The following is an 11,789-nucleotide window of genomic DNA, read 5'->3' as shown; positions in this document are numbered from 1 at the left end:
CGGAGTGGAAAGCCCAATCTGGTTATCACTATCGCTCAATATCTGAGACTGCAATGTCCCGATATAAAGGACTAACAAGCGGTAGACTGAGCTTGAGATGTTACAACGCTCAAGTGGGCGAAATCATAGCGAATGTTAAAGCTATAAACAAAGTCATAGGACTAGGTATGCCCGTCAGAAGCTAACGGCTAGTCATATATGGTGTTATTGTTCTTCAAACTGATTTGATCAACAACGCCGATTATGACTAGAAAACATAGAAATCACTCTCCTGAGTTTAAAGCTAAGGTCGCTCTCGATGCAGCTAAAGGGGATAAAACCGTCGCTGAGTTAGCTCAGAAATACAACCTACACGCCAACCAAATATCAACCTGGAAAAAAGAACTGCTTGAGAACGCAGCCATGATCTTTGCCTCTGAAAACCAATTAGGCAAAGACAATTCCGAAGAGGTAGACAAACTTCACGCCAAAATCGGTCAATTGTCCATGGAAAATGATTTTTTGGCCAAAGTGCTCGGTCGTTAGACCGAGCACAGCGAATGAGTTCGCTGGTTAAATCCAACCAACTACCGATAAAGCGTCAGTGTGAGCTTCTCAATATTGCTCGCTCTACGGCTTACTATCAGCCTATCGGACTCTCTGCTGAGGAGATTGAGTTGCGCCGTATGATTGACGAAATTCACCTTCAGTATCCATTCATGGGCAGTAGACGTATTCGAACTGAACTGATGAAAAAGGGTCATAACGTTAATCGCAAGCGTATTGTTCAGATCATGCGAGAAATGGGCATTGGGGCGATTTACCCCAAGCCAAAAACGACACTGGCAAACAAAGCACACAAGGTTTATCCGTACCTGTTACGTGATATCGAAGTCACTTATCCAAACCAAGCGTGGGCTATTGATATCACGTACATCCCAATGGCAAAGGGGTTCCTGTACCTCGTTGCCATTATCGACTGGTATAGCCGAAAAGTGCTGGCTTGGCGCTTGTCTAACACCATGGATACAAGCTTTTGCATTGAGGCTCTCGAAGAAGCGCTTCAACACTACGGAGCGCCCGATATCTTTAACTCCGATCAGGGTAGCCAGTTTACTAGCACTGAGTTCACACAGAAGTTGCTCAGTCAGGGAATACGAATAAGCATGGACGGAAAAGGTCGATGGGTTGACAATGTTTTTATAGAGCGATTATGGCGAAGTCTGAAATATGAGGAGGTTTATTTAAAAGCTTACAACACGCCCCGTGAAGCAGAGCTTGAAATTGATCACTACATGGTAGTTTATAATGAGGAGCGTAAGCATCAGGGACTCAATGACCTAACCCCTGATGAGGTCTACTTTGGAAGACAGAGATACGCGGCATGAGCTGGGTCAACCACTTAAAGGATTAGCTTATGTGTCCAACCATTGGGGTCCACTTCTATCACTGAGGTGACGAGCTACGGTTGATTCGTGAATACGAAGCGCTTGAGAAATCATCGTCTAACTCCAACCTTCAGACACGAGTAAAGCCACTTTGATGCGGTCACGCACTCGACCATCACGAGTTGAATCGTGCATCTCTTCGAGTTGTTGTTTCTGTTGAGGAGTCAGTATTATTTTCATGGTGCGTCGCATGATCCTGATTTAATGAGAAATCAAGCATCTTCAATGATCACGAGTATAAACACAGGAGTCTGCATGGATTCATGTTGAACTTACTTAATGGGTTAATTGCGTACTGCCTAAAACCAGAAAAGCCATCGTTGAACATAACAACCACTGAAATTCAGGATTGATGGCGATGGCTTAAACCGATCTCAAGTTATTTTAATTTAAGCGGTGACATAGAGATAATCTTGGATCATATTGTCCAGATAGATACCGAAGACTATCTCGCGATAGATGATCATTTTATCCCCTTGAGAAAACATACCGTTACCGACACTGCCATGGATTTTCGCCAACCGATGCGCATCAGAAATAGCATCCACCTTGACGATGAGCAGCTGCTCATTGCCGGGAGCTATGGTCATTGCTGGTGTCTCAACGGCCGGGGCCTGAGACCCATAGCCTATGTGTATGCCAAAAAGACAGGGATAACGCTAAAGATCGCTACAGATCAGGCTGGAGTCCAGTTTTACTCTGGTAATTCACTGCAAGATATTGAAGGCCGTAGCGGCACCATTTACCAAAAGCATGACGGGCTCTGCCTTGAAACACAGTGCTATCCTAATCAAGTGAATATGCCGCAGGCTACAGCCTGCATTTTCAGTTCTGGAGAGGTATATACTCATATCACGGTTTATCAGGTGATAACAGATTAAGGTAGTCTTACCTTGATGTGACTCGATAGTCCTTAGGGGTAAGTTCAAGATCTTTCTTAAACACCGTATACATATACTGCAATGATGGGTAGCCACATAATGATGCAATTTCAACAATGGGCAAGTGGGTTGTGGCCAGCAGATAGCAAGCACGTTTCAGCTTTGCATTATGGATTTCCTGGTGAATAGAATGACCGCGTTCGTCCTTAAATCGTACTTCCATATTGGAACGCGAAATCCCAACAGCACTAAGTACCTGATTCACCTTGATCCCTTTGCAGGCGTTACGGCGGATATAATGCATTACCTGAATCACATAAGGATCCTTCAACGCCTGATAGTCTGTACTTTGGCGCTCAAAGACTTTCGTCGGCGCAATCATAACCCGAGCAGGCTTGGCAGCCCGAAACGCATCTCCCAGCTTGTCGTCTCCGCCTGTCGGTTTGCTCAGTAACTGGTGCAGCATCTTAGCGGCCCGATAGCCCATTTCTTTACAACCCTGCCCGACAGAGCTGAGAGATACCCGCGTCAGGTAGCGTGCCAGCTCCTCATTATCGATCCCTATGACTGCCATCCTATCTGGTACCATCAGGTTTAAATGATCGCAAATCTGCAGCAAATGGCGAGCCCGGGAATCCGTCACCGCAATGATCCCTGTCGGTGTCGGCAACCTTTGTAGCCAGTCAGCAAGACGGTTCATGTCATACTGCCAAGTTTGCGGTGTAGTTTCGCTCCCGCGATAAACCGATCCATCATAGCCTTCGCGGCGGACGATACTATTAAACGCTTTTTCCCGCTCACTGGCCCAGCGATTCCAATTATTGGCCGGTAAACCGTAAAAGGCAAAGTTCTCAAGCCCCTTGCCGCGCAGGTAATTGAAAGCCATTTCGACGATCGCTCTGTTGTCGGTGGCGACATAAGGCACATGCGGGTAGTCTTCGTCGCTCTCATACGAGCTTCCCAAACCGACAATAGGGGTATCTATATCTGATAAAAAACGTTCAATCTCAGGATTGTCAAAATCTGCAATGATCCCGTCACCGACCCATTCTTTAATATTACCTAATCGAGTACGGAAATCTTCTTCGATAAAGATATCCCAGTCACATTGGGTTGCTTGTAAATACTCGCCGATCCCTTCAATGATCTGACGGTCATAGACTTTATTAGCATTAAACAACAGCGTAATACGATAACGTTTGTTCATAATAAATATCATTTGGCTCATACCAAAAAACATAACAGAAGATTAACAGTCATCAGCTGCGTTCTTTGTGATAGATAACTCAATCGTGAAATCAATGAAATCCACTGTTAAAAAACGTAATTGTTTCGTTATGCAAAGGGTAGGAGCATGTGTACTTATAACACTGCGCAAGCATTTACTGGTTTATTAATAAACCGTATAAGCCAAAATTGCATAATAGAAGTCATCCGTTCTGATTATAAGGAATACAGTATGTTTATCGGTATTGATCTTGGCACATCCGGGGTAAAAGTAATCGCCCTGAATGAGCATGGTCTCATATTAAACACCCAAACCGTATCTTTGATGGTATCAAGGCCTCAGCCCTTATGGTCAGAGCAGGATCCACAAGACTGGTGGCAGGCAACGTGTGAAGCCATTAACGGGTTAAAACAACATCTCGATCTGGCTAACGTTCAGGCAATCGGCCTTTCCGGCCAGATGCACGGGGCAACCTTGCTCGACCGCGATGGCAATGTCCTGCGTCCAGCCATATTATGGAACGACGGCCGAAGCTTTAACGAGTGCAAAGAGATTGAACAACTTATTCCCAACAGTCGAGACATTACGGGTAACATCATGATGCCGGGCTTTACAGCACCGAAGCTGAAGTGGTTGCAAAAGTATGAGCCCGATTGTTTTTCCCAGATAGACAAAGTGCTACTGCCTAAAGATTACTTGCGCTATCGCATGACAGGCGATTTTGCATCCGATATGTCAGACTCGGCCGGAACCCTGTGGCTTGATGTTGCCCAGCGGGATTGGAGTGATGAATTGCTTGGGGCGACAGGGATGACAAGAGAGCAAATGCCTGAACTTTTTGAAGGAAACCAAATCACAGGCACCCTATCTCCTGAGCTGGCAAGAGCATGGGGAATGCCATGTGTACCAGTTATTGCAGGGGCGGGAGATAATGCCGCAGGCGCCATTGGGGTGGGGATCACAGAACCCGGCCAGGCCATGCTGTCGCTGGGAACATCCGGAGTCTACTTTGCCGTAAGTGATGGTTTTCTTGCCAACCCTGAATCCGCACTGCATAGTTTCTGCCATGCCTTGCCGGCAACCTGGCACTCGATGTCGGTTATCCTGAGCGCCGCTTCGTGTCTAGTCTGGATCACAGAGTTAACCGGTGCCGCAAGCGTGGCAGAATTGATTGCAGAAGTAGAAACGAAAGCCGACCCTGACTCTAACGTGGTGTTCCTACCTTATTTATCTGGTGAGCGCACCCCGCATAACAACCCGAACGCCAAAGGGGTGTTCTTTGGTCTGACACATACCACGACTCGGGCAGAGCTGGGTAAAGCCGTACTGGAAGGCGTAAGTTTTGCCTTCGCCGACGGTTTGGATGCATTGCATGTCACCAACCTGGTTCCGGATGAAATTTCATTGATAGGCGGTGGAGCCAAAAGTGCCTACTGGCGCCAGATGCTGGCCGATATCCTGAACAAAACACTAACCTATCGCGCCAGTGGCGATGTCGGGCCGGCATTAGGAGCTGCACGCCTAGCCCACCTGGCAATGGTCGACAGTGTTCCGATCTCAGATATCTGTCCCGTCCCGGAGCTAGTTCAGGTACACAAGCCCTGTGCAGAAAAGCATCGGTTATTTTCAGAAAAGCGTGAAGTTTATCAATCGTTATATAGCCGACTTCAGGATCTATTTTAAGTTTTTTTGATTTTAAAAAGCACCGTGAAATTAAATTTCAAGGTGCTTTTAATATTATCCGCCAACATTAGCCCCCACCACATTTCATTATTCAATTAATTGCACCATGTATTATCAATTCAACCTATAAACATGTAAGCCTTAAATTTTAGTCGTTACGTGCTCCACCGCACAATAGTTAAATTTTTGAAAAACGCTGTTAAATTTCATAATAGAAGAAATGTAAAAAAAATAGAATGATAACTAACGAAGCAAATCAATTATCCAGAATTGGAATTACCATTATGTCTGAATTTTTTAAAAACATATCTGCCGTTAAGTTCGAAGGCACAGAAACCAATAACCCTCTAGCCTTTAGGCACTACAACCCAGATCGTATGATCATGGGCAAATCGATGAAAGACCATCTGCGTTTTGCCGCATGCTATTGGCACAACCTCTGCGCACAGGGGGCTGATGTCTTTGGTGCCGGCACCTATGATCGCCCCTGGCATAAAGCCAGCGATCCTATGTCCATGGCTAAAATGAAAGCAGATGCGGCTTTTGAGTTCTTCACCAAACTGAACGTACCTTTCTACTGCTTCCACGATACAGACGTTGCACCTGAGGGTAACTCTCTAAAAGAGTATGTAAACAACTTTGCAGAAATGGTTGACGTACTAGAAAGAAAGCAAGACGAAACTGGTCTTAAACTGCTTTGGGGGACGGCAAATGCCTTCTCTAACCCCCGCTACATGAACGGGGCCGCCACCAACCCTAACCCTGAAGTGTTCGCCTATGCCGCAACTCAGGTGTTTAATGCGATGAACGCCACCCAGCGACTGGGTGGGGAAAACTACGTTGTGTGGGGAGGACGTGAAGGTTACGAAACCCTGCTCAATACCGACCTTCGTCAAGAGCGTGAGCAGTTGGGCCGCTTTATGCAAATGGTTGTCGAACACAAAAACAAGATTGGTTTTAAAGGGGCGATCCTGATTGAGCCCAAGCCGCAAGAGCCCACCAAGCACCAGTACGATTACGATACCGCAACGGTGTACGGTTTCCTCAAGCAATTCGGCCTGGAAAACGAAGTTAAAGTTAACATCGAAGCAAATCACGCAACCCTCGCCGGTCACAGCTTCCATCACGAAATCGCGACAGCAACCTCTCTTGGCCTGTTCGGCTCTATCGATGCGAACCGTGGTGACGCACAGCAGGGCTGGGATACGGATCAGTTCCCGAACAGTGTGGAAGAAAACACCCTGGTTATGTATGAAATTCTCAAAGCGGGGGGGTTCATAACCGGTGGTTTCAACTTCGATGCCCATGTTCGCCGCCCTTCCATTGCCGGTGAAGATCTGTTCCATGGCCACATAGGCGGGATGGATGTCATGGCCCTGTCATTGGAGCGTGCGGCGGGCATGATTGAAAATGACATCTTGGCTAACCATGTGGCAAAACGCTACGCGGGCTGGAACAGCGACATGGGTAAACGCATTATGAGTGGTGAACTATCACTGGCCGCGCTGGCTGATCACGCCGTCACAAACCAATTACAACCACGGCCCGCCTCAGGACAGCAGGAATACCTGGAAAATGTGGTGAATAGCTATATTTTCAAATAATACTGTTAAAGCCTGGAATTATTCTGGGCTTTAATCTTATGATGGATAAAGTTGGAAATTATAGCTCAAATTTTATTTCTTGCTTTTTTGTCATGAAATTATTCATTGCAACATCAATATTTAACATTAGATAAATTAACGAGGTCATATGAATATTAGAAAGCCAAATTTCATGTTAGCAGTCATACCAATGGCAGCCATGCTATTTTTACTCATTGTGGGATTTACTTTTTTAGGCATATCAATTGAAGTATTAATGCTAGTTTCAGCAATAATTACATCAGGCATTGCATTATATCTAGGACATTCTTGGGAAAATATTCAAAAATCTATTGTTGAAAAAATAAAAACCACTATGCCAGCTTTGTTTATCTTAATTATAGTCGGTGGTTTAATAGGGAGTTGGATGGTCGGTGGAACCATTCCTTTCTTGGTCTATTACGGTCTAAAAATAATCTCACCTGAATACCTGCTAGTTACCACATTCTTAGTATGCTGTATTGTCAGTGTATGTACAGGTACTTCTTGGGGATCTGCAGGAACGGTTGGTGTTGCTTTGATGAGTGTTGCTATGGGAATGGATGCCAATCTAGCTCCAGTAGCAGGAGCGGTTGTTTCTGGTGCCTATTTTGGTGATAAAATTTCGCCATTATCTGATACCACTAACTTTGCGCCTGTTGTCGCTGGTACTGATCTTTATTCTCATATTAAGCACTTATTGTGGACTACTATTCCTGCCTTTATTGTTTCTGTTATTGTATTTACTGCAATGGGGTTTAGCTCGTTGGCTGCAGATGTAGCAACGCCAGAAAAAATAACAGCAATTCTCACCAATCTAGATGAGCTATTTAATTTAAATATTTTATTATTGTTACCACCTGTGCTGGTATTAGGTGGAGCGATAAAAAAACTACCTACTGTACCTTTGATGCTAGCAGCTTGTATGATTGCAATCTTTAACGCTGTTGTGTTCCAAGGCTTTGATTTGACCACTGCAAGTACGGCCTTTTTAAATGGCTTTAGCGTTGAGATGTTTTCTGATCTAAATTTATCTGGATCTGCAGTTATCCCTGATGTTGCTAAGTTGGTTAATCGTGGTGGACTGAGTTCCATGATGGGAGTTATCCTGCTAGTATTCTGTGCTTTTTCATTTGCTGGAGCGATGTCTGTAATCGGTGGGCTTAATATTATAGTTAATAGTATGGCGAAAGGTATTCGCTCTGTTACTAGTCTGATAGGTGCAACCTTAGCAACCACTATTATCGTTGTCGCTACCACCTGTGATGGTAAGTTAGCCTTATTAATTCCTTCTGAATTATTCCGTGAACTGTATCATAAAATGAATCTTGACCCAGTTAACTTATCTCGCTCTACAGAGGATGCAGGAACCGTAATTGAACCGCTAATCCCTTGGACTAGTGCTGGTATTTTTATGGCAACTACTTTAGGTGTACCAACACTATCGTACTTACCTTGGGCTGTTCAATGTTACACTGGAATCATTTTCGCTATGATATGGGCTGTAACAGATAAAGGCATTAAATATCTAAATTCATCTCAAACTCATCAAGAGAATAAACAGTGAATTATTGAGGGTGTGGTAAGTAAATAATGATATCTCAATTTGATAAAATCATACCAAGACAGGATACAAATTGTATTAAATGAGATTTAATGGACAAATGGCTAGGTGTAGAAGTTTATAAATTTATACCTAGTACCTTGACTCATTAATTATGATTGATTGAGCAGATTTATAATAAATCGATAAATACAAACAGTCGTCATCCCATAAACCGCCAGACAGTTGACTTTTAAACTTGATCAAGACTTATCTGGCGGCTATCAAGGATCCATTTTCGATGGAATTTGAAGGGATTACATACCAATCAGGTTCTTCATAGAGGGATAATACCGTACAGAATGGATCCCTAGTTTACTATCTTTTGTGGGAAAATAAATTGATTATCTCAAGCTAATTATATATCTAGATGTCAGTCTCGGGTCAGCTAGGGATGACGGATTTTGGCCGTTTCAATCAATCATCTTCATTGTGTTTAAGTACTAGTTGGTTTCAGATTCTGATTTTGAGTCTCCTAGTTTTATCATGGAGGCACTACAACAACGTCTTGAACATCTTATTTTTGATTACTCAGAACGAGATCAAGACTATTATGGAATCAGCAGAAATACTTGCTGGTGATACACAATAAGGTAAAACAATGATTACCAATTTTGATCAGATCAACGATCGCCATAACAGTGGTTCATTAAAGTGGGATTTCATGGCGCAAAAGCTCGGACTGCAGGCCGACGGACTGCTTCCAATGTGGGTTTCGGACTACGATTTTCAAGCTCCGCCTGCTGTGCTATCGGCTCTTAATACGCGCATTCAACACGGGATCTTTGGCTACGCTGAGCGTGATAATGATTACTATCAGGCAATCATTAACTGGTATCAGAGTCAGCATAATATTCATTTGCCACAAGCGTGGATCACCACAATTCACGGTGTACTACCTGGTTTATCCATACTGATCCAGATGCTGACTCAACCGGGCGATGGCATTGTAATGCAAACACCCGGCTACGGCTCTTTCCGTAAAATAAGTGAGTTCAATGATCGCACGATCATTGAAAACCCGCTGATTGAAGAGCATGGTGTATACAGCATGGACTTTGATCATCTTGAATCTTGCCTTGTTGCTGGTACAAAGGTGATGATCCTGTGTAATCCACACAATCCGGTAGGTAAAGTATGGAGTTTGGAGGAGATCACGGCAGTCGCTACGCTATGTCAAAAGCACAATGTCTGGCTGTTGAGCGATGAAATCTGGGGGGATTTAACCATGCCGGGACATCATTACTGTTCTGCTTTATCGCTACCGGCAGAGTTACAAAACATGCTAGTTGTTGCGACCGCTGCCAGTAAGACATTTGGTCTGTCATCGATGCGTATTTCCAATTTCATGATCCCGAATGCGGAGTTACGATCGCAGTTTGTCTGTCGTCTCGATGCACATGGCATGGATGTTTACAACAGTCTGGCGATGTGTGCTGCTACCGCCGCCTATCAGACATCTGCTTACTGGCTGAATGAGCTGAAAGATTACCTGCAAAGCAACATCAACTATCTCAGCGACTTTATAAGCACAGAGCTGCCGCAATTAAGCTTTACCCAACCGGAGGCTGGCTACCTGGCATGGGTAGACTGCCGTCAGTTAGGGTTGGTTGATACCCAGCTGGAAACTCAACTTGTCGATGCTGGTATCGTTCCGTGTATGGGGATTGCCTTTGGCGATGCTGGAAAAGGCTTTATTCGCCTCAATCTGGGCTGCCCAAAAACTACATTAGTTGAAGCCTGCCAGCGCTTAAAACACGCCCTCAGCACCCAAGCATAAATTTGCTTCATTGAGTTAACTAAAAAGCTCGGCGTGCCTACTCCGGTTCTGCTATTGATACCTCTTTTCCTTGTGGGAATGTTTGTAAATAACCTGAGATCGGTTTAAGCCATCGCCATCAATCCTGATTTTTCAGTGATTGTTATGTTCAACGATGGCTTTTCTGGTTTTAGGCAGTACGCAATTAACCCACCAAGTAAGTTCAGCATGAATCCATGCAGACTCCTGTGTCTAGAATGCTCTATCTGAGAAATATTCTTTAGTTGGTCGTTGATGGTTTCAATGATGAACCGCTTAGATAACATTGCTCTGTCCCAAGCCGCTAATACCTTCGGTTTCATGTTCTTTCGGTGAGTCGCTATTAGGCTAATACCATCCTTTTTCAAGTCTGCTGTTAGCGCTTTACTGATATAGCCTTTATCTGCATAAAGCTTATCTAATAGCCCTTTTGACAGCTCACGAACGGGGTTTCTGTCATCCGTATTAGCGGGGTAAGTTTAGCTGCCACAATATCACCAAGGTAATTAGTGATAATGTGAAGCTTAAAGCCGTAAAACCACCCCATCGTACCTTTACCTCTTGCCGCTGTTCCTTTGAATACCTTGTGTCTGGTATGCGTAAGTTATGGCAGACTTTAATACTTGTAGAATCAATAAATTCAATACCAGTAGGCTCACCTTTCACGTGAGCAAAAAAAGAACTTAGCGGGATAAGAACTGACGGCATCACTTCCAGAAAGCGAGGATAGCTAAGCAACGTCGGGAACTCATTTTTGTAGTATCGGTGAATAATACCAAGATAGTAATTCTTAAAGTCACGCTGGTGCGACATATGGAAAGCAATAACGATGGTCATTATTTCACTTTCGGACATACGACCTTTGCAGTTGCGCTTTCGTTCGCCACTTTCAAGCTGAAGTTTTTGCCACTGAGGTAGAAAAGCCTTACAAAAGTCGTCGACATGGCAGAATAGGTCAGTTAACTTTTTCATAGCTGGTTCCTTTGCGATGATTTCCTTTTTAGTCGAAAGATCTGATCGCAGAACCAGCTTTTAGTTCCTGCCTATTTTTATCCCGAGTTCAGGTTAATTAATGTGATTGGTATAAAAGGTAGATAGATTTAGCCCGTTACGCTCACAGAAGACACGCAGGGATAAATGACTGGATTGGTATTTTTCGAACAGGGTTTGCCATTCTTGGTCGGTACGTCGTTTTGCCATTTCAAATCTCCTTGTGGTTGGAGGTTTAAACGTATGGCGTGCTGAGGTTGATTAGAATGCGGGGTGTATGGTGCGCTTACGCTATAGTAATAAATGCATGGGAAGAGAAGAGAAGAGAAGAGAAGAGAAGAGAAGAGAAGAGAAGAGAGGCTAGTGGAAGGAAAATAAGTGACGAGTATTTTAATGCCTTAAACACAAAAAACCCCAGCATTGCTGCTGAGGTTTCTAATAAAGTGGCGGAGCGGACGGGACTCGAACCCGCGACCCCCGGCGTGACAGGCCGGTATTCTAACCAACTGAACTACCGCTCCGCTGCGTGTCTGGTTAGACAATATTCAAAGCCTGGC

The 11,789-nt window shown here is 44.3% G+C and carries 7 protein-coding genes, 1 tRNA gene and 5 pseudogenes; 8 read left to right on the top strand and 5 right to left on the bottom strand.

All coding sequences use genetic code 11. The features are described from left to right. Both AACW06_RS17895 and AACW06_RS17890 read left to right on the top strand, forming a co-directional pair. Nucleotides 1-185: pseudogene (locus AACW06_RS17895) on the top strand (IS5-like element ISVa1 family transposase); the annotation flags it as partial. Nucleotides 186-243: 58 nt separating this feature from the next. Then, nucleotides 244-1,367, top strand: a protein-coding gene (locus AACW06_RS17890; protein ID WP_192076116.1) for an IS3 family transposase whose coding sequence is annotated in 2 segments (ribosomal slippage) — nucleotides 244-496 and nucleotides 496-1,367 — 1,125 coding nt in all. Because the reading frame shifts where the segments join, the coding sequence is not laid out codon by codon here. 57 nt (nucleotides 1,368-1,424) lie between these two features. On the opposite strand, the pseudogene AACW06_RS17885 reads toward AACW06_RS17890, so the two are convergent. Continuing rightward, nucleotides 1,425-1,607 (bottom strand): annotated as a pseudogene (locus AACW06_RS17885) (helix-turn-helix domain-containing protein); the annotation flags it as partial. A gap of 59 nt (nucleotides 1,608-1,666) precedes the next feature. Between AACW06_RS17885 and AACW06_RS17880 the strand changes: the two are divergent. Further along, nucleotides 1,667-1,794: pseudogene (locus AACW06_RS17880) on the top strand (IS982 family transposase); the annotation flags it as partial. 4 nt (nucleotides 1,795-1,798) lie between these two features. Continuing rightward, entirely contained in the window at nucleotides 1,799-2,308 is a 510-nt protein-coding gene (locus AACW06_RS17875) for an aldose epimerase family protein (protein ID WP_337923497.1), read from the top strand. Between the two features lie 7 nt (nucleotides 2,309-2,315). Here the strand turns inward: AACW06_RS17875 and AACW06_RS17870 are convergent, their stop codons facing one another. Further along, entirely contained in the window at nucleotides 2,316-3,515 is a 1,200-nt protein-coding gene (locus AACW06_RS17870; protein WP_202884108.1) for a XylR family transcriptional regulator, read from the bottom strand. Between the two features lie 252 nt (nucleotides 3,516-3,767). On the opposite strand from AACW06_RS17870, the gene xylB reads away from it, so the two are divergent. The 4 genes from xylB to AACW06_RS17850 all read left to right on the top strand — a co-directional run bounded on the left by xylB (nucleotide 3,768) and on the right by AACW06_RS17850 (nucleotide 10,224). Next, nucleotides 3,768-5,219, top strand: coding sequence for a xylulokinase (gene xylB, locus AACW06_RS17865; RefSeq protein WP_192076114.1), 1,452 nt, complete (start codon nucleotides 3,768-3,770; stop codon nucleotides 5,217-5,219). 284 nt (nucleotides 5,220-5,503) lie between these two features. Beyond that, complete coding sequence (gene xylA / locus AACW06_RS17860) at nucleotides 5,504-6,823, top strand: xylose isomerase (RefSeq protein WP_192076113.1); 1,320 nt, start codon at nucleotides 5,504-5,506, stop codon at nucleotides 6,821-6,823. A 148-nt stretch (nucleotides 6,824-6,971) separates the two neighbouring features. After that, nucleotides 6,972-8,408 carry a Na+/H+ antiporter NhaC gene (gene nhaC / locus AACW06_RS17855; RefSeq protein WP_192076112.1) on the top strand — a complete coding sequence of 479 codons (1,437 nt, stop codon included), beginning with the start codon at nucleotides 6,972-6,974 and terminating at the stop codon, nucleotides 8,406-8,408. Nucleotides 8,409-9,045: 637 nt separating this feature from the next. Continuing rightward, nucleotides 9,046-10,224, top strand: a complete 1,179-nt coding sequence (locus AACW06_RS17850; protein ID WP_192076111.1) for a MalY/PatB family protein — start codon at nucleotides 9,046-9,048, stop codon at nucleotides 10,222-10,224. Between the two features lie 104 nt (nucleotides 10,225-10,328). Here the strand turns inward: AACW06_RS17850 and AACW06_RS17845 are convergent. From AACW06_RS17845 to AACW06_RS17835, 3 genes and pseudogenes are all read right to left on the bottom strand, one after another. After that, nucleotides 10,329-11,214: pseudogene (locus AACW06_RS17845) on the bottom strand (IS982 family transposase). Between the two features lie 111 nt (nucleotides 11,215-11,325). Beyond that, a pseudogene (gene tnpA / locus AACW06_RS17840) lies at nucleotides 11,326-11,442 on the bottom strand (IS66 family insertion sequence element accessory protein TnpA); the annotation flags it as partial. A 234-nt stretch (nucleotides 11,443-11,676) separates the two neighbouring features. Further along, nucleotides 11,677-11,753, bottom strand: a tRNA-Asp gene (locus tag AACW06_RS17835). Nucleotides 11,754-11,789 lie beyond the last annotated feature (36 nt).

The organism is Vibrio sp. S12_S33 (assembly GCF_963889785.1).
Classification (GTDB): domain Bacteria; phylum Pseudomonadota; class Gammaproteobacteria; order Enterobacterales; family Vibrionaceae; genus Vibrio; species Vibrio aestuarianus.
The sequence above is the reverse complement of the archived record's forward strand: the minus strand, read 5'-3'. Positions and strand labels throughout refer to the sequence as shown.

What these genes read in the sequence shown, in the direction of transcription:
- nhaC (WP_192076112.1), top strand. Translation starts at nt 6,972, where the DNA reads ATGAATATTAGAAAGCCAAATTTCATGTTAGCAGTCATACCAATGGCA.
- AACW06_RS17850 (WP_192076111.1), top strand. Translation starts at nt 9,046, where the DNA reads ATGATTACCAATTTTGATCAGATCAACGATCGCCATAACAGTGGTTCA.
- xylB (WP_192076114.1), top strand. Translation starts at nt 3,768, where the DNA reads ATGTTTATCGGTATTGATCTTGGCACATCCGGGGTAAAAGTAATCGCC.
- xylA (WP_192076113.1), top strand. Translation starts at nt 5,504, where the DNA reads ATGTCTGAATTTTTTAAAAACATATCTGCCGTTAAGTTCGAAGGCACA.
- AACW06_RS17870 (WP_202884108.1), bottom strand. Translation starts at nt 3,515, where the DNA reads ATGAACAAACGTTATCGTATTACGCTGTTGTTTAATGCTAATAAAGTC.